This is a genomic window from Variovorax boronicumulans (assembly GCF_030812215.1).
Taxonomy (GTDB): domain Bacteria; phylum Pseudomonadota; class Gammaproteobacteria; order Burkholderiales; family Burkholderiaceae_C; genus Variovorax; species Variovorax boronicumulans_C.
In genome coordinates, this window is sequence record NZ_JAUSSG010000009.1 from 176,129 (window position 1) to 193,992 (window position 17,864).

Sequence of the window (17,864 nt, forward strand, 5' to 3'; positions counted from 1 at the left end):
ATTGCGTCACGTGGGCGTGACATCGCGTTCTTCACCGTTGATGCGCACCCGCACCGGCTTCTTGTCGCGCGCCTTGTCCGCGACGATTTCATAGGAAGCGACCACGCCGTTCTTCCACGTGCAGCTCACGCGATAGCCGCCCCGCGCACGCAGTCCGTTGAATGCGCCGGCTGCCTTCCAGTCGTCCGGACAGGCCGGCAGCAGCACGATCACGCCTTCGTGGCTTTGCAGCAGCATCTCGGTCAGCGCGCCGGAGATGCCGAAGTTGCCGTCCATCTGGAACGGCGGGTGGTTGCAGAAGAGGTTCTGCAGCGTGTTGTAGGTCAGCAGGCCGCGCAGCATCGTCTGCGCGCGCCCGGCATCGCCCAGCCGCGCGAAGAGTGCGCAGCGCCAGGGCCAGGTCCACGAACGGCGGCTGTCGCCGGTCACCATCGATGCGGTGAACGGCTGGTTGGGCACCTCGCCGCAACGCGCCTTCAGCGACACCAGCGCAGCGGCGGCGAACGCGGGCGTCTTTGCAGGCGTGATCTGGCGCCCCGGGTACACGGCGAACAGATGCGAGGTGTGGCGGTGGTTGTCCTTGGGGTCGTCGATGTCCCCCTGCCATTCCTGCAGCTGGCCCCACTTGCCGATCTTGTTCGGGGCGAGCTTCGCCTGCATGCCGGCCACGGTCGCCTGATAGGCCGCATCGATGTTCAGCGTGCGGGCCGCGTCCAGGTAGTTCTGGAACAGGTCCCAGATGATCTGCTGGTCGTACATCACGCCGTCTTCGGTCGGCCCGTGTTCGGGCGACCAGCCGTTGGGCGCCACGAGCAGGCCGTCGGTGCGCAGCTTCAGGCGGTCCTCCCAGAACTGGCAGATTTCCTTGAGCATCGGATAGGCGGTATTGCGCAGGTAGTTCAGGTCCTGCGTGAACGCGAAGTGCTCGTACAGGTGCTGCGCATACCAGGCACTGGAGACGTTGTTCCAGTTCCAGGCGTTGCCGCCGAAGATGCTCTGGCTGGTGCGCGCCGTCCAGCCGCGCGTGGCGGCGCCGAAGGCGTTCCTCGTCGCGATCCGGCTCGGCTCGGCGACCTGCGAGACGAAGTCGACCAGCGGCGTGTGGCAGTCCGGGAGACCGGTGCTCTCGGCGCCCCAGTAGTTCATCTGCACGTTGATGTTGGTGTGGTAGTCGCTCGCCCAGGCCGGGGAATTGCTGTCGTTCCACAGGCCCTGCAGGTTGGCGGGCAGGCCGCCTTGCCGCGACGAACTGACGAGCAGGTAGCGGCCGTAGTCGAACATCGCCTGCTCCAGGCCCGGGTCCGCCGCGCCGCCCGCATAGCGCTCCAGCCGCTGGCGCGTGGACAGCGCCAGCGCGGCAGCATCACTTTCGCCCCACGTGACGCTGGCGCGCGACATGACCGCGCCGAAATCCGCGACATGCGCCTGGCGCAACGTGTCGTAGGTCTTCGCGGCGGCCGCCGCGAGCGCGGCCTGCACGCGCGGCGCGGGGTCGGTGCTGCGCCAGCCGGCGGCGTAGTCCAGCTTGTAGTCGGTGCGCGCATCGACCAGCAAGGTGAGGCTGGTGCACTGATCGAAGCGCAGCGCATTGCCGGCCACGGCGAGCTGCCCGTCTTCCTTCACCACCTGCACCGTGCAGGCGTATTTCAGGCTGTTGGCCAGGGTCCCGCTGAATGACACCTGGCCCGCGGCGGCATCGGCCGTCGCGGTGGCGCTCTGCTTGGAGGTCAGTGCGAGCGTGCCGGAGAACGCGCGCGCATCGCTGGCGGTGTAGCGGAACACCATCACGTCGTCGACCTTGCTGGCGAAAGCCTCGCGCACGAACTTGCGGCCGCCGGTACTGAACTCGGTGGTGTGCACGCCGATGCCGAGATCCAGCGTGCGGCGGTAGCCCGAAGTGGCCGCTTCGGCGCCCGGCTTGAGGTCGACACCCGCAAGCGCGATCTCCGCCACCTGGAAGTGGCTCACGCCCGCCTTGGGCACGAAGGCGAACCGGTAGAAACGGTAGGCCGTCGTGTTGGCAAAGCTGAACGCCTTGGCTTGCGCGCGCGATTCGAACGGTGCAGGCAGCGAGCGCGTGTCCAGCGAGGTCCATGTCGCGCCGTCGTTCGATCCCGCGAAGGTCCATTGCTGCGGATCGCGCGCCGGTACGTCGTTGGCGCTCGTCAGCGTGTAGGCCGCGACGACGGCCGCCTGCGGCAGCTCGGCCTGCCAAAGCACCAGAGCGCCCGGGCCGTCGATGCACCACTTGGTTCCGCTGCTTCCATCCACGCTCCTGGCCACGCCTTCGCTGGCAGAGGCAGTGCCTTGCGGCGCGGGCCAGGTCACCTGGGGCGACGCCGCGCCCCCGGTGAAGGCGAGCGCGATGTCGCCGAAGGCCAGGTAGCTGCCGAAGCCCGTCACGCTCGTGTCGAAGGCATCGTCGTTCTTGCCGGCGAGCGCGTTGTCGTAGTTGTTGACCCCACCCCACAGGCTCTGCTCGTTGAACTGGATGCGCTCGTTGAAGGCGCCGCCGAACAGCATCGCGCCGAGGCGCGCGTTGCCGATGGGCAGCGCCTGCGATTCCCAGTCGGAGGCCGGGCTGTCGTACCAGAGGGCACGCGACGCGATCTTGGCCGGCGCGAACAGCGCGGGCGTTTCCACCGAGGCGATCGGCTCGCCTGCGCCCGCTGCCGGAGCGGCCGCTCCGGTGCCGCCGGCCGGCAGCCCGCCCGATGCCGCACCGCCACCACCGCCGCCGCATGCCTGCAGCACCGGCAGCATGGACACCGCGCCGCTGAGCTTGAGCAGCGCACGGCGCTGGAGGTCTTGAGGATTGCGCGTCTCGTTCATGGATCGCCTCCTGCTTCAGAACGTATGGCTGATGCCGAAATACGTACCCGACTGCTTGCCGCCCGCGGCCGGGTTGTTGTTGGTGGCTTCCACCGAGAAGTTGGCGGTCTCGCTGTTGTAGACCTTGCCCACCGATGCGTAGAGCAGCGTGCGCTTGGAGAGCGCGTAGTTCGCGCCCAGCATGTACAGGTTGGCGCTGCCCGCGTTCCGGTTCTGCGTGACGCGAAACATCGAGCCGATCAGCGTCAGCCACGGCGTGATCCTGTAGTTGGCGCCGACCCAGTAGTGGTTGGCCTTGCTCGGCGCGCTGAGCGGCGCATCGGGCGCCGACAGCCGCTGGTAGCCGACGAACATCTTCAGGTCGTCGAAGAAAGTGGCGGTGCCGCCGAGCGTGAGCTCCTTGGACTGATTGAAGAGATCGGAGTACTTGCCGTTCTTGTCGCGCGCCAAGTCGTAGATGGCGCGCACTTCGAACGAGGGCGCGATGTACGAGACCGAGATGCCATCCTTGCGCAGCTTCGTGAAGCCGTCGGTCTGCTCGCCCAGGCCCGTTTGCACGGTGGCGCTGAAGCCGCCCCAGGTCGGCGTCGTGTATTCGACGCCGTTGTCGTTGCCCTGCCAGTTGCGCCCGCGCACGAGCGTCGCCGTGCCGATGAACTGCTGGCCCGTCGGGTCGATGTACCAGACGTCGTTGGCGATCGACAGGTTCTTGCCCAGCACCAGCTTGCCCCAGTAGTCCTGCAGGCCGACGTAGGAGCGGCGGTTCAGCAGCAGGTCGGCGCCGTTGGGCTTGGCCTTGGGCAGGTCGAAGCCGCCTTCCAGCACGAAGAAGGCGGCCATTCCGCCGCCCAGATCCTCCGTGCCCTTCACGCCCAGCATGCTGGTGCCCCATTGGTTGCCAGCCGCGCGCCACAGGTGGCCCCTGCCCTGGCCCGCGTCGTTGGCGATGTTGTTCTGGTAATCGACGCCTGCCACGGCGCGACCGTAGAGGGTCACGCTGCTCTGGGCCTGGGCGTTCGTCGCGCCGAGGCCGAGGCAGGCGCACAAGGCGCCCACCACGGCGCTGGTTCTGGAATTCATCTTCTTGTCTCCTGTTGTTTTCTGAATGGATGGATGCGGACCGGGAACAGGTACTGGTGTGTGACAGCCCTTTTGGCCTGACCAATTTGGTATGACCACTTTGCCATATTGATTAATTGGCCTTACCAGAACAAACCCTTTTCGGGTTATCCCGAAGAGAAGGCAGCGAAATAAGCGAAAAGTAGGCGTTTGAAGATGTCAAACTGGCATGACCAGATCGCCTTCCGTTTCCGCATCGACGCCATGCAGCCTTCCGCCAAACCCAACGACACCCGCCGGCTCTACCAACAGATCGCGGACCAGATCCGGGCTTTCATCCGCGACCGCAACCTGCCCGCCGGCGCGCGGCTGCCCCCGGAGCGGGAACTGGCGTTGCAGTTGGGGGTGTCGCGGCCATCGCTGCGCGAGGCGCTGATCGCCCTGGAAATCGACGGGCGCATCGAGATTCGGATGGGCTCAGGCGTCTACGTTTGCGCGTCGCACGACGCGCCCGAGCGCGCAACGCCGGCGGTCGGCGAGAGCCCGTCCGAAATGATGCAGGCGCGCGCGATGCTCGAAGGCTCGGTGGTCACGCTGGCTTCGGCGCGCGTCACGCCGCCGCTTCTGGAGCGCGTGAGGGCATCGCTGGAAAGCATGCGCCAGGACGGCCTCAATGGCCGCACGCAGATCGAGAACGACCGGCGCTTTCACCTCGCCATCGCGGAGATGACGGGCAACTCGGTGCTCGTGCGGCTGGTGGGAGAACTGTTCGACGGGCGGCACAGCCCGATCTCGTCGCGCATGAGTGCGCGCACCGAGGATTCGCAAGCCTGGAAGGCGGCGTTCGTGGAACACGAGGCGATCTACCGCGCGCTGGAAGCGCGCGATCCGCAGGCTGCGGTGGCGGCGATGCTCCATCACCTGAGTGCATCGCATGCGCGGTGGACGGCAGAGTCCACGCCGACCTCCGCGGAATGAACGGCGAGCGCCGCGCTGAACAGCGGCGCTCCCGATCAACCTGCGTCAGTCCGCGTAGACGCCGGCCGCCTTGATCACAGGCGTCCACTTCGCAATCTCACCCACCACGAACTTCTTGTGGCCCGCCGGTTCGATGCGGCCGTCGGTCGCGACCACGGCGCCCAGCAGCTCTTCGCGCTTGATGAAGTCCGGGTCCTTCAGCGCCACCTTCAGCGCATCGTTGAGCTTCTTCAACACCGGTGCCGGCGTGCCCTTGGGTGCGTACAGGCCGTGCCAGATCGTGACCTCGAAGTTCTTCAGGCCCGCTTCGTCGAGCGTGGGCAGGTCCTTCAAGAGCGGCGTGGTCAGGCGCTTGGGCGTGGTCACCGCATAGGCCTTGACCTTCTTCGCCTCGATCTGCGGCGAGGTGTTGGTGCTCTGGTCGCACAGGAGGTCGATCTGGCCGCCGATCAGGTCGGTGATGGCCGGCGCGGTGCCCTTGTAGGGCACGGGCGTCATCTCGGTCTTGGTCGCGCTCTGGAAGAGCAGGCCGCACAGGTGCGAGGCCGATCCCACGCCCGCGTTGCCGATGTTGATCTTGCCCTTGTTGGCGGCGATCCAGGCCGTCAGCTCCTTGTAGTTGTTGGCCGGCAGGCTGGGCTTGGAGATCAGCGTCATCGGCACGTCGTTGACGATGCCCAAGTACTCGAAATCGGTCTCGACCTTGAAGGGCACGTTGCGCACCAGCGTCGGCACGGTCGCCATCGCGATGTGGTTCAGCAGCAGCGTGTAGCCGTCGGGCGTGGCGCGCGCCACCTTGGCCGCGCCGATGGAGCTGCCGGCGCCGGGCACGTTGTCGATGATCACGCTCGCGCCGCCCAGCGGCTTGCGCAGCGCCTCGGCCAGGTCGCGCGCCACGCGGTCGGTCGGGCCGCCGGCCGCGAAGGGCACGACGATGGTCACGGGCTTGCCCGCGGGAAAGTCCTGCGCATGTGCGCCAACGACAAAGGCAATCGCTGCGAAAGCGAACAGTTTTTTCATGAAGGTCTCCGTCAAGGTCAAAGAAGAAAAATCAGGGGGCGCGCGAAGGCACGCGGCTCTCGAGCGTGGGCGGTTGCCATTCGGGCTTGATGTGGCAGCCGTTCTTGCCGTCGGTGTCGTAGCGCGGCGCAAGCGAGGCGCAGCGTTGCGCCAGGCTCTGGGGCGTGGGTTTCTCGCCCTTGTCGATCCAGTCCATCAGCGCGCCGAAGAGCGCGGGGTATTCCGCATCGCTGAGGTAGCTGTGCTCGCGCTCGGCGCTGAAGCTCTGCACCAAGTTGCCGCCTGTACCGGCCGCGTCGCGGATGCGGCGGTAGGCGTTCTCGAGTTCGACGAACGCGGTCGGGTCGTCGATGGCGTGCAGCCCGACCGTGGGCAGCGAGGTGCGGCCCGTGGGCTGGCTGTCGGCCGCGAGCGCGCCCTTGGCTTGCGGGTCGGCCGCGTAGCGCAGCACGCCGGCGTTGAGCGCTGCATCGTCGGCAGAGCCGCTGTAGACCACGCCGATGTTGCCGAAGGGATTGCGGCCGTTCAGGCGCTTTTGCACCAGGTCCTGGAAGAGCCACGTCGCCCAGTTCAGATGGCCGAGGAGCGAGCGCTCCTGGATCTTCACGACCGAAAGAATGGTCTTCAGGCGCGCTGCCTGCTCGGGCGTGCGCTGCGCGGCGGGCATGCCGACGCCGGTGCATTCCTTGACGCGCGCGGCGAGTTCGGCGCGCGTGAGCTTCGAATCGAGCGGCAGGCCCATCCACAGCGGGTACTGCGGCTCGTCCGGGCGCGGATGGTTGCGGCAGACGTACTGGTAGACCACGCGCAGGTCGAGCCGAAAGTCGTAGGCGCTGTTGCCGCCGCCGAGCACGCCGCTGGTGAGCAGCAGGCCGGCGTACGGGCTCTTCGCGTCGCCGACAGGTGCATAGAGTTCGGCAGCCTTCGCCGCCACGCCCGCGCCGTAGCTCTGGCCGTGCAGCAGCGTGCGCCTGGGCTGGCCGAAGTGGCGCACGAAGATCTGGCGCAGGCGCTCGGTGTCTTCGGCCGCCATCGTCACGCCGTAGCCGCCGCGCCGGTAGGTGGAGCCGGCCCAGGCGTAGCCGGCCTTCACGGTGATGGCCCAGCGCTTGAGGTCTTCCTCGCTGCGTTCGAGCTTGGGCGGACCGGTCTCGGGGCCGCCGTGGGCGTGCATCACGAGGACGCGGTTCCAGTCCTTCGGAATGGCGATCCAGTAGAGCGCGCCCGTGCCGTCTTCACCGGTGTAGCAGCGCGCGGCCTCGGGCACGGGTGCCGGGCAGGTCGCGGGCTTCGGCGCGCTGGGCGCCGCGTGCGCGGACAGCAGCGGCGTCGCGCCGATCAGGGCGAAGGCGGCAAGGTGCGAGAGGTGCTTTTTCAATGGCGTACTCCGAGTTCCAGCGCCGCGTTCGTTCCTGTCGTGGCAGTGGAGAGGAACACAAGGACGCCGCTGTTAAAGATCAAGTTGCCGGGCCTGCCCGCATCAGCCTGAGCCACCCCAGCCACAGGCGCGTTGTAAGCCAAGGCTGCGGCCGCTCCGCCCAGATTGAATGCGCTGCTGGCCACAGTGGCATCGTGGTTCTCTCCATTCACGCTCAACATTGCGTAGTTGCCGTCAGCCGCGCCAGACGCCAGGTTCAGCGAAGCAAGGACGCGCAGGCCCTTAGCGACGTCTGTGCCGGCGGTCGGAGTAAAGGACTTGGGCATCAGATGCAGCGGTACCACGACACCATTGACCAGTCCGACCACCAGCGAGCCGCTGAGCGTACCGCCGGTCGTGACGGCTTTGCTGGTCGCCAACGTGGTGAAGACGTCGAACGCCCCGCGCGCAGCGCTGTAGCTGATGTAGCCCTTCTCGGTATTTGCGCAGTTGGCGACGTAGTCCATGAAGCCGGTCGGCGCCGGCGCCGAATCACGGCTGCAATACTGGAAACTGCCATCGGCGCGCAACTTCATAGCCGCTCCATAACCGGTCGCAACGGGTTCGTTTTGCAGCACGCCCGCCGCGTTGAATGTGCCGTCGATGGCGCTGAAGTCACCGGGCGTGGCAGTGCCGTCAAAAGTCTTCTGGAAGGCCAGCAGCGGCGTGAAGCCCGTGCCGATCGGCGCCTTCACGCCGCCCGACAGCACACCGCCAGCCCCGAAGCTGAAAATCGCTCCACTCTCAGCGTTCCTGTAGCTGCAATTGCCGTGTGCCACCAGAGAGCCGCTTTGCGCCGCGCGGGCTGTAACTCCCACAGTTGTGTCGAAGATCACGGTGTAGGCCATGGTGGCCGGGTCGATCTGCACGCGCAGTTCCTCGCCGAAGCCGTCACCACCCTTGTAGCTCGTCACCACTGCGGGCAGGTTTGGGCACGCCAGCGGATCGCCGACCTCGGTCACGCAGCTGTAGTTGACCGCCGCATCCAGGCTGCCGCTGCCACCGTACCTGGGCCACGACGGAAACAGGCACAGCGGACGCGTGCGGCCGTATGTCGCGGGCACCGCATCGACCGCTACGCCGGTGGCCGGCGCAAGGCCGCCCTCGACCCAGCCTTCGAGCGCCGCGAGCGAATCCCAGTTGGGAATGAACACGCCCGTACCGTGACCCATGCCGGGTACGGTGTGGAAGCGCATGCCCTTGTCCACCGCCGCCTGGCCCAGGGTGGCGACGACCTGCTTGTAGTAGTCGATGGTCGAGTTGTTGCTGATCACCTCGTCGGCCAATCCGTGCAACATGATGATTCGCCCGCCGTGGTCGAAGAACGGCGCCAGGTTGGGATTGGTCGCATCGGTGAGATTCGACACCTCTGTCACTCGCGCCGCGTACATGCCCGGATTCTGCGGATCCAAGGTCAACGTATCGAAGCCGGCGTTGCGCGTCACGAAGAATTTCGCCCACTGGTCGCCGGTGACGTACATGTTGGCGTCGGCCGAGGTCGCCGGGTTTTTCGGCACCTTGGTCGTGCCGAGGTCGCGCGTGGTGTACGGCCCCGCAACCTGCGTGCCCTCGAGGAGGTTGTAGCCGCCCGCGCGCTTGACGCCGTTGGCCAGTGGATAGCTGAGGTTCAGTGGGGCCTCGATGGCGCGAACGGTCTGGATCTGGGCTTCCGTCAGGCAGGTGTCGCCTGTCGAGATGTTGCCGGGACAGCGCGGCAGCGCGGCGAGGACCTGCTCGTTCAGCTTGCGGCAGCTCTCAACATTGCTCACGATGTTGTCGACCGCGCCGTCGAGCTTGTCGCAGGCCGCCTTCACGGCGTTCTGCACCAGCATCGTCTGGCCCACGGTCATCCAGCCCGCACCGCCGTTGTTGTAGAGCGCACGCCCCACGGCCACGTTCGACAGCCGCGTGCCCGTGTAGTTGAGCGCGGGCTCGTTGGCGATCACGCCGTCGTAGTCCAGCGGCCAGCGCTGGATGTAGCTGAGCGCATCGCGCCCGCCTGTAGACGTACCGAGGAAGTAGGCGTGCTTGGGCTTGACCGCATAGCGCGCGAACACCAGCGCCTGCGCCACGTCGCGCGTCTTCTTGAGCGACAGGCCGCCGTAGTTGGCCAGTTGCTCGTCGTTGGCCGCAAACCTGCCGTCGGTGATGCTGCTCGATTGGTGGCCCGAGTCGTCGCCGTAGGTGGCGTACCCGAGCGCGAGCGGCGCGGGCTTGCCGGCGGGGCCGAAGCGGATCACCTCGGTGCCGTCGATCAGCACGCCATCGAAGCCGCCGCCGCCGAAGTGGATGGTCTTCTGGTTCCACTTCTCGGGCAGGTTGACCGCGAAATTGATGGACTGCGAGGTCGGATCGACCGGCTGGATCGTCCCGCGCACCTTGCAGTAGTCGCCATTGGGGTTGCCGGCAGCGCCCGCCGCCACGGCCGTGGCGCTGACGACAGTCGCGCCGCCCGTGGGCAGGCTGATGAGCGACGCGGGCAGGCTCTTGCCCGCGAGGTCCGCGCAGGCCACCGCCGGCACCACGGGCGGGGGCGGCGGGTTGTCGGGCGGGCCGCCGCCGTCTGCCGGCGGGTTGTTCGGCACGATCGGGAAGAAGCCGCTGCCGCCGCCTCCTCCGCCACCGCCGCCGCAAGCGGCCAGGACCAGTGAAACCAGCGAAATGCCGATCGCGGGGCCGAACGAACGGCGGGCGCGACGAGCGGCGTCAATCATCGAGAAAATCGAGTGGGGGCGCGGTGTGCGCATGGTCTTGTCTCCGGCATGCGGCCTCGGTGGGCCGCTCTTTTTTGAAAGGGCGGCCGGACGATAGGTGCACGGGTGACCTAGGGTCAAATAAAATAAAAGTACACATCCGATACGAAAAAAATATGGAGTCAACGTGGAGCTAGCGTGGAGATAAGACCGCTGCGGTACTTCGTGGCCGTTGCCGAGACCGGCCACATGACGCGCGCCGCCGAGCAGTTGGGCATCCAGCAGCCGCCGCTCAGCCAGACCATCAAGGCGCTGGAGCGCGAGCTGGGCGTGCTGCTGTTCCGCCGCCATCCGCGCGGCGTGGCGCTTACCGATGCGGGCCGCCTCTTCCAGGTCGAGGCGCTGCGCATGCTGCAGGACATGGAGGCCATGAAACAGCGCATGGCGCGCGTGGCCAATGGCGAGGTCGGCACGTTGGCGGTCGGCTTCACCAGCTCGGCCGCTGCGCACCGCTTCGTGCCCGAGGCACTGCGCGCCTTTCGCCGCGAGCACCCGGGCGTGGAGTTGCAGCTGCGCGAGAACAACGCGGCCGAACTGACCGAAGCGCTGGCGGCCGGCCGCCTGCATTGCGGCTTGCTGCGCGTGCCGGTGGCGCGACCCGAGGGACTGATCTTCGAGACGCTGCTGCGCGAGCCGGTGCTGGTCGCGATGCCGAGCGACCACCGTTTTGCCCTCGCCCGCAGCAAGGCCTCGCGCCCGCTGCCGCTCGCGCGGCTGTGCGAGGAAGGCATCATCCTCGTGCGCCGTCCGGGCGCGCCGGGCCTCTATGCCGAGCTGCTGGCGCTGTGCCACGCCAAGGGCCTGCGCCCGCGCGTGGTGGCCGAGGTGGACCGCATGATGACCAACCTGAACCTCGTGGCCGCGGGTGTCGGCCTGTCGGTGGTGCCGGCCTCGATGACCGGCGTGCACGCGCATGCCATCGCCTACGCGCGGCTCGCCGACGGCGGCCAGCTCGACGCGCCGCTCACGCTGGTGTCGCGCGCGGAAGAAGACAACCTGCCCGCGCAGCATTTCGCCGCGCTGCTGCGCAGGCATGCGAGCGAGAACCCCGGGTCATGAGCGTTGCCCTGCTGTCCCGCCGGCGCTTCGTGCACCGCACGGGCGCCCTGCTGGCAGCCGCCTGCGCCATGCCGCCACAGTTGCTGCACGCCGCAACGGCTTCATCGCCGTGGCCGAATCGCCCGATGCGCCTGATCGTGGTCTATCCACCGGGTGGCGTGAGCGACGGCATGGCCCGCGTGCTGGCCGACCCGCTTTCACAAGCGCTGGGCGTGCCGGTGCTCATCGAGAACCGCGCCGGCGCGGGCGGCAGCATCGGCATGGACGCGCTTGCGCGCGCGGCGCCCGACGGCTGCACCCTCGCCTTCTCCGCCATCAGCCCGCTCACGCTGCATCCGCTGATCGCGCGCGTTCCCTACGACCCGCTGCGCGCTTTTGCGCCGGTGGCGAGCGTGATGCGCACGCCGGTGCTGGTGGTCGGCACACCGGCCTTTGCGGGACACGGCTTTCGCGACCTGATCGCGCGCGCCCGCAGCCAGCCCGGCGCAGTGCGCTGGGCCACCTCGGGCGTCGCCACCATCGGGCACCTCGTGCTGGCGCAGGTGCGCGTGCAGAGCCGCACCGACATCACGCACATTCCTTATGCGGGCGGTGGACCGCAGCTCAACGATGCGCTCAGCGGGCAGTTCGAAGTGCTGTCGACCAACGTCGCGGCGCAGCAGTTGCAGTACATCGAGGGTGGGCGGTTCCAGGCGTTGGCGGTGGGGGCGCCGGCACGCATCGAGGCGCTGCCCGATGTACCGACGCTCGCGGAGCTGGGATACGAGCGGGCGAATCGCGATTCGCTCTTCGGCGTGTTCGCGCCGGCGCGAACGCCAACGGCGGTGGTGCAGCGGCTCAACGCGGAAATCAATCGCGTGCTGCGCAGCGATGCGGTGCGCTCGCGGTTAAGGGCGGCCTACAACCTGCCGGCCGGGGGAAGCATCGAGGACTTCGCGCACGAGATCGCTGTGGACCGGCGGCGCAACCGGGCGCTGGTGGCGGGGGATCGGTCGCAGTTCGACTGAATGCTTGTGCTGCAGCCTGACGCCATCAGACGGCTTATCGGGCGGGCAGGCGATTAATTTCGGCGACCCGCGCCATTGATCCCACTACTTATTCATCTTCGGCCCCAGAGAAACACTCAAGGCTACACGGATGACCTTGCAACTTGCCTACATCTCAATATTTTATATTTTTCTTGAGCGCAACACCGAATTGAGATTCACCGATCAATGACTACTGCAATTTTAATTATTTTTGAAAAAAATTTAAAGCCGAAAATCAATATTGTGCAAATCACTAATCAATTGCACATCAGCGCCATACTCTTTTTGAGGCGGCTCGTGTTCGGCAAGCTTCTGGTAGAGCGCACGCAGGTATCCAGGCTTGTCTACGATTTCATCAAGTGGTAAAGCATGCGGCACCACAGCACGCCAGTACCGCTCAAGGTCACGCGATGAGAGAATAAATTCAATAGCTTCCAATACTCGTTTTTTGCTCATGGGTCCGTACGTCTCAAAGTCCGTCTTCATCGCGTCAAACAGCTTGGCGCGGCAGCCCTCGTCGTTGATATGAAAATCGTCTATATCATCATCGCTCATCGAAAAAAGGTAGTAATACATCTTTGAAATGTACCCAAGAAAGATTTGCATGAATTAAGGAATAGGAAGTTGTGGGAAAGCTGTAATGATGCCATAAGGGCCTTTGAAGACAGTTGCTTGCCTGGTGGTTTCTGGACAGCCACCACCGCTTCTAAAGCCCTCTCCAATTACCCGCTTCATGTCGACGGTCGCTTCATTTTTACCGGTCCTATTCATTTCCTGTTTTGCTCTTTGAATGGCATCCAGCTGGTCTATATTATTTAAAAATCTAGTTGAATCCGGACCGCTGCCTTTCGGTATTTTGCAGGGTTTGTCCGGCGGTACCCCCGTTGTAGCGCGTCTCTCCTGTGCTGCCATGGTTGTATGCGCCCCGTGACGGGAATACGCATGACCGCCCGAGACGGCGTCGTGATCTTGCAGAATTTTTCCTGCTCGACGATTTGCTCGATTGCCGGCTAACCCAAGAGGATCAATCCATTCTGAAGGGTTGGGCGCATATTGCTGAAAATTTAGCCCGCCGGCAAATTTAATGGGATCTTTCGATACGAACCGCCCCACCACCGGGTCGTAATACCTGAACCGGTTGTAGTGCAGCCCGGTTTCCTCGTCCAGATACTGCCCCTGGAACCGGATTGGATTCTTCAGCCCCGCCTTCCTGGCGGCCTCGCTGATGGTGAGCCTGGCTTCACCCCACGCCTTGTAGTTCGCTTCCCATGCGATGTTTCCGCCCTCATCGGTCAACTCCATCGGCGTTCCGAGGTGGTCGCACTGGTAGTAGTGGATGTTCTCCAGCGGCGCTGGCGGCTCCCCGTCCTGCCCCAGCCCCGGCTCGTACACCCCGTTGTACAGCGGGTCCTGATCCAGGTCGTAGTTGCCTTGCGCATCGGTGTACGTGCGCGTCGCGCCGGCAGGCCGCCTCAGGAAGTTCTGCGTGATTCGTCCCCGTGCACTGGCCTGCAACACCGGCACGAAGCTGTTGGGCTCGAACACGTAATGCACCGTCCGGTTTCGAGCCGCCTCCGACTCCCAGGCCATCTGGTCCCCGTCCCATCCGAAGAGCACCGCGCCAAGGCCGCGCGCCTGCATCTGGCGCCGGTATTCGGCCGCGTGGTACTGGCTGCCGTCCATCGAACTGGTGATGACGTTGGGTTCGCTGCACTTGGCAATGCGCCGGCCCAGCGGGTCATACAGAAATGATGTGCGCGTGTCCTGCGTGCGCGCCTCGGCAAGGCGGCCCAAGGCATCCCACGCGAAGCGCGTGCGCTGGCCGTTGTGCCGCCGCTCGACCATGTTGCCGCGGCTGTCGTACTCGAAGTGCGTGCCTGCGTAGTCCTTCACCAGGTTGTTCAGGATCGCCGGGATGCTGTGGATCGCCCCAGCCTCTCTGGCCGCCGGCGCCATCGGGTCCAGGATGTTGCTGGCCGGATCGAACGCGAAGGTCTCGGTGCCCAGTTGGCTCCGGGCTTGCAGCAGCCGGCCCACAGGGTCGTAGCGGTAGCTCAGGCTGCCGCGGCGGCTGTCGCCGATGTCGGTGAGCTGGCCGGCGCGGTCGTAGCTGTACTTGCGCTGGATGCCCAACGCGCTGGCGTTCGGAATCGAACGAGAAGGGCCGCCTCGGCTCTGGCCCAGTCTGTCCACGCGACCGAGCACCTGGGCCTTCAAGCGCCCAGCGGGGTCGTACTGCTGCTCCTGCGCTACCTCGTTGGCCTGCGTGCGCTTGACCTCCCGATGCAGGTCATCGCGCTCGATCTGCAAGGCCTCCATGTCGTCAAGCATCAGTCCGTGCACGTGGCCCGAGCCGTAAGTCAGCCAGGTGGTGGTGTGGCCATCGGGGCGCGTGGTCTGGATGCGGTTGCCCAGTTCGTCGTAGCGGTGCTGCCAGACGGCCGTCAGCGGCTGGCTGCCCGGTCGGCCTTGTTCGTCGATCAGGTAGTGATGGTGCTCGGTCCTCACATTGCCGGCGGCATCGGGGAACCATTGCAGGTGGATGTGCGGGTTGCGGGCATCGATGAGTTGCCCGTTGCCGTCGTAGGCGTAGCTGTCGGTTTGGATGCTCTGCAGATCCAAGGTACGCCTGCGGGGATGACCGTCCGGGTCCCTCGACTCGATGTACAGGCCCGCGGTGCGCTTCGTCAGACGCCCCGTGGGATCGAAGTCGAACTGGGTGACCGCATCGCCTTCGGTGACCTGGCGCAGCACGCCGGTGGCGGGGGTATAGCCGTAGGCGGTCCTGCTGCCGTCGAACTGGACCTCGGACCGCAGCTTGCCCAGCGGGTCGTAGCTGAAGCTGTGCGTGCGGCCGTTCTCGTTGCGCAATGCCGTCAGGCGGCCCAGGCGGTCCCACTGGTACTCGATGGTGTGGCGGTTGGCGTCCAGCCGCTGGGCGATGAGGCCGACCGCGTTGTATTCGTAGCGCGTCTCGCGGTGCAAGGCGTCGCGATGGAGCAGCAAACGGCCTTCTGCATCATGCACAAGTTGTTCCTGGGAACCGTCCGGGTTGACGATGCGTGCCAGTTGACCGCGCTCGTAGTGGTACTGGGTGGCCTCCCCGGCGGCGTTCTCTGCCTTCAGCAGGTGCCCGCTGTCGTCATAGGTCCAGCTCGAAGTCTTGCCCGAGCAGTCTGTGTAGGCCGTCAACTGGCCCGCATCGTCATAGGCCAGCTGCTTCTTGCCGCCCCTGGCATCGGTGATCTCCACCGGCAGGCCGTGTTCGTTGTAGGCGTACTCGGTCTTGTGGCCCAGCGGATCGATCTCCTCGATGAGGTTGACGCCCTCGTAGGTGCGCTTCCAGGCATGGCCTTCGGCATCGCGGATGCCGGTGAGGTTGTCCATGTCGTCGTGGGCGAAGTGCACCGTGCTGTGGTCGGCGCGCGTGTGGCTCACGAGGTTGCCGTGCGCGTCGTAGGTGTAGTGATCGCTGCTGCCATCGGCATGCAAATGCCGCGTGATGTTCTTTAGCGCATCGCGGAAGAACCACTCTTCGTGCGCATAGAGCATGCCGTCCGCGCCGCGGACTTCCGGATGAACGATGCGATAGGTGTAGCCGAGGAAGTCGAAGTAGTAGCGCGTCTGCGCCCCAAGCGCATCGACGACGGTGGCCAGACGAACGTGGTTGTTCCAGACGATGGTGGTGTCGAAGCTGCCGTCGTCGGCGTACTCGCGGTATGCCCTGGCCCGGGCGCTGTTGCTTGCATGCAGGTCCACTGCGTTGCCATCTTCGTGTTCCCATTGAAGATGAATGCCGCGCCCCGTGCGGTCCGTGTACCTGGAGATCAGGTGGGTGCTGGCCGTCTCGCCTGCGCGCCGGTATTCGTAGTGCCAGCTTTGCTCGTTTTCATCCTGGGCGGCAATGAGATCGCTGCTGCCATCGGCCGACATCCGATAGGTGTAGGCGGCCAGTTGACGCACGGCCTGCCCATCCTGCACAAGCCACAGGCTTTGGATGCGGCCGTGCGCGTCGATGGCGGTGCTCACATGAACCTGGCCGCTGACAATGTCCGAGAGCTGCCCGCCTTCGTGGCGATAGGCCAACTCGGTCGTTTGACCGGCACGCGTGCGCTGGCTTGCCAGACGGTAGTGCACGGCTTTGTTCCTGGTGCGCGCTGTGCCCTCGTGCACGAACCGGGGGGCGAGCTCGAAGGTCTCGACGTAGTCTCGCCCGTGGCTCAGGACAAGCACGCCGCCATTGCCTCGCCCGAGGGTGAGGTCCTCGATGGCGTTGTGATGCACCTGGCCCGCATTGCCATGCTCGGGCTCTGCCAGCTTGGGAAAACGATGCTCGCGACCGTCGGCAGCGAAGTAGCTCAGGCTGCCGTCCGCAGCCTGGTCGATGCGGGTGGTGTAAGGACTGGTCCAGCGAGCGCCAAGGCAGGCGCTGGTGCCGGCATGCCCCGATCGAGGCTGCGAGTTGTCATAGGCCGCCAGGCGCGAGTGGTACGTGCGGCTCCAGACGATGGGCATGTGGCCCGGCAATGCAAAGTCGGTATGAACAAAGGTTTCACTGCCAGATGCAAAGCTGATGGCGTTGGGCGTTTGAGCCCGGGTTTTGCAGTTCTTGCAGGGGTTGGCATCGCTCACGCCGTTCACGCGCTCCGCGTTCAGTCTGTCCAACTCCGCATTTGTCTTCTTCTGAGCATGCGTCGCGGTCGTCGTCGGATTGACGGTGGAGCCTCCCGTCTTGCCCTTGGCGCGATAACGCAAGACAGCATCCTTGAGCCTCAGGAGGAGCCAGGCGATGGACATGTCGACGCCCGCGTCGCCCAATCTCTCGATCTTCGTTTTCGCGTCTGCGGCCAGGCTGTCCAGCGAGTCGGCGTAAGCGTTCATCAGCTTCGCGGCCTTCTCGCCAACATCGGTATGACGCATCATCAGGCCGGCCCCAGCGTTGGCAGCTACCTTGGCACCTTGTGCGGCCTGCTCGCCAACATAGCTGGCGCCATCCTCGACCCTCTCCTTGATGTCGCCGGCAATTCCCTTGATGGCACCCCAGACACCGCTCTCGTAGGTGGTCTCGGGATCGCGCTTTGGAGGCTCCGCGGGCGCCGGTGTGCCGGCATCGAAGGGCGTACCCGATGCAAGCTTGCGCAAGACCTTGCTCAATCCCGAGAGCAGGTCATGCGCCATGGTGGCGGCCGACTTCAATATGTCTTTGAGTTTGGTGCTGGCCTCGGCCACAAATTTTTCGAGTTCACCGGCCAACGTCGCATTGAGGTGGTCGACGAGCATCACGACAAGTGCATCGCTGAGCCCGTGACCTGCCGTGCCGAGCTTGCTTCGCACCAGATGCAGTGCGGGTCGCAGGCTGGTTCGCGCTGCGGCCATGGTCGGAGGGAACGGCACGATTCCGATCAGGTTGATGCCGAAGCTGGCCCAGTTGAGGGCTTTCTCCCCGACGTTCGCAGCCTTGTTCTCGACGAGGACGATGATGTCGCACACCGCATCGATGGCCGCCAGGATGTTGCCGAGGATCGGAACGGCGCTGGCGACGGTCACAGCCCTGTCCAGCGTGACATGGCCGCCGCTGATCTTGATCAACCAGGCGTTGACGGCCTTCTTGGCGACCGGTAGCTCGGCTGGATCGATCTGGTCGAGTGGCTTGACGACCGCTTCCCTCTCGTTTGCCTTCCGCGCTCTCTCTTCTTGCGATATCTCGGCCATGCCGGA

The 17,864-nt window shown here is 65.5% G+C and carries 10 protein-coding genes; 3 read left to right on the forward strand and 7 right to left on the reverse strand.

From position 1 onward, the window contains the following. Positions 1-6: 6 nt before the first annotated feature. Both J2W23_RS23410 and J2W23_RS23415 read right to left on the reverse strand, forming a co-directional pair. Positions 7-2,832 carry a glycosyl hydrolase family 95 catalytic domain-containing protein gene (locus J2W23_RS23410; RefSeq protein WP_307650450.1) on the reverse strand — a complete coding sequence of 942 codons (2,826 nt, stop codon included), beginning with the start codon at positions 2,830-2,832 and terminating at the stop codon, positions 7-9. A 15-nt stretch (positions 2,833-2,847) separates the two neighbouring features. Beyond that, the gene (locus J2W23_RS23415; RefSeq protein WP_307650451.1) at positions 2,848-3,912 is read right to left on the reverse strand and encodes a porin; all 1,065 of its coding nucleotides are present in this window, start codon (positions 3,910-3,912) and stop codon (positions 2,848-2,850) included. Between the two features lie 243 nt (positions 3,913-4,155). Here J2W23_RS23415 and J2W23_RS23420 point away from each other — a divergent pair, with 243 nt between their 5' ends. Next, entirely contained in the window at positions 4,156-4,869 is a 714-nt protein-coding gene (locus J2W23_RS23420) for a FadR/GntR family transcriptional regulator (protein WP_307650536.1), read from the forward strand. A 45-nt stretch (positions 4,870-4,914) separates the two neighbouring features. On the opposite strand, the gene J2W23_RS23425 is transcribed toward J2W23_RS23420, so the two are convergent. The 3 genes from J2W23_RS23425 to J2W23_RS23435 are packed head-to-tail and all read right to left on the reverse strand — an operon-like array spanning position 4,915 to position 10,020. Beyond that, positions 4,915-5,889, reverse strand: a complete 975-nt coding sequence (locus tag J2W23_RS23425) for a tripartite tricarboxylate transporter substrate-binding protein (protein WP_307650452.1) — start codon at positions 5,887-5,889, stop codon at positions 4,915-4,917. 31 nt (positions 5,890-5,920) lie between these two features. Continuing rightward, complete coding sequence (locus J2W23_RS23430) at positions 5,921-7,267, reverse strand: alpha/beta hydrolase family protein (protein ID WP_307650453.1); 1,347 nt, start codon at positions 7,265-7,267, stop codon at positions 5,921-5,923. Then, positions 7,264-10,020 carry a tannase/feruloyl esterase family alpha/beta hydrolase gene (locus J2W23_RS23435; RefSeq protein ID WP_307650454.1) on the reverse strand — a complete coding sequence of 919 codons (2,757 nt, stop codon included), beginning with the start codon at positions 10,018-10,020 and terminating at the stop codon, positions 7,264-7,266. Before J2W23_RS23435 ends, J2W23_RS23430 begins: the two co-directional genes overlap by 4 nt. Positions 10,021-10,197: 177 nt before the next feature. Here J2W23_RS23435 and J2W23_RS23440 point away from each other — a divergent pair, with 177 nt between their 5' ends. Continuing rightward, positions 10,198-11,118 carry a LysR substrate-binding domain-containing protein gene (locus J2W23_RS23440; protein WP_176661506.1) on the forward strand — a complete coding sequence of 307 codons (921 nt, stop codon included), beginning with the start codon at positions 10,198-10,200 and terminating at the stop codon, positions 11,116-11,118. Next, complete coding sequence (locus tag J2W23_RS23445) at positions 11,115-12,125, forward strand: Bug family tripartite tricarboxylate transporter substrate binding protein (protein WP_307650455.1); 1,011 nt, start codon at positions 11,115-11,117, stop codon at positions 12,123-12,125. Before J2W23_RS23440 ends, J2W23_RS23445 begins: the two co-directional genes overlap by 4 nt. A gap of 243 nt (positions 12,126-12,368) precedes the next feature. On the opposite strand, the gene J2W23_RS23450 is transcribed toward J2W23_RS23445, so the two are convergent. Together J2W23_RS23450 and J2W23_RS23455 are read right to left on the reverse strand one after the other, a co-directional pair. Next, positions 12,369-12,701, reverse strand: a complete 333-nt coding sequence (locus J2W23_RS23450; RefSeq protein WP_307650456.1) for a hypothetical protein — start codon at positions 12,699-12,701, stop codon at positions 12,369-12,371. A gap of 54 nt (positions 12,702-12,755) precedes the next feature. Continuing rightward, complete coding sequence (locus tag J2W23_RS23455) at positions 12,756-17,858, reverse strand: RHS repeat-associated core domain-containing protein (RefSeq protein ID WP_307650457.1); 5,103 nt, start codon at positions 17,856-17,858, stop codon at positions 12,756-12,758. Positions 17,859-17,864 lie beyond the last annotated feature (6 nt).

Bases quoted from the DNA above. Each gene is read 5' to 3' on its own strand.
- J2W23_RS23410 (WP_307650450.1), bottom strand. From the start codon at position 2,832: ATGAACGAGACGCGCAATCCTCAAGACCTCCAGCGCCGTGCGCTGCTC.
- J2W23_RS23415 (WP_307650451.1), bottom strand. From the start codon at position 3,912: ATGAATTCCAGAACCAGCGCCGTGGTGGGCGCCTTGTGCGCCTGCCTC.
- J2W23_RS23445 (WP_307650455.1), top strand. From the start codon at position 11,115: ATGAGCGTTGCCCTGCTGTCCCGCCGGCGCTTCGTGCACCGCACGGGC.
- J2W23_RS23435 (WP_307650454.1), bottom strand. From the start codon at position 10,020: ATGATTGACGCCGCTCGTCGCGCCCGCCGTTCGTTCGGCCCCGCGATC.
- J2W23_RS23455 (WP_307650457.1), bottom strand. From the start codon at position 17,858: ATGGCCGAGATATCGCAAGAAGAGAGAGCGCGGAAGGCAAACGAGAGG.
- J2W23_RS23450 (WP_307650456.1), bottom strand. From the start codon at position 12,701: ATGAGCGATGATGATATAGACGATTTTCATATCAACGACGAGGGCTGC.
- J2W23_RS23425 (WP_307650452.1), bottom strand. From the start codon at position 5,889: ATGAAAAAACTGTTCGCTTTCGCAGCGATTGCCTTTGTCGTTGGCGCA.
- J2W23_RS23420 (WP_307650536.1), top strand. From the start codon at position 4,156: ATGCAGCCTTCCGCCAAACCCAACGACACCCGCCGGCTCTACCAACAG.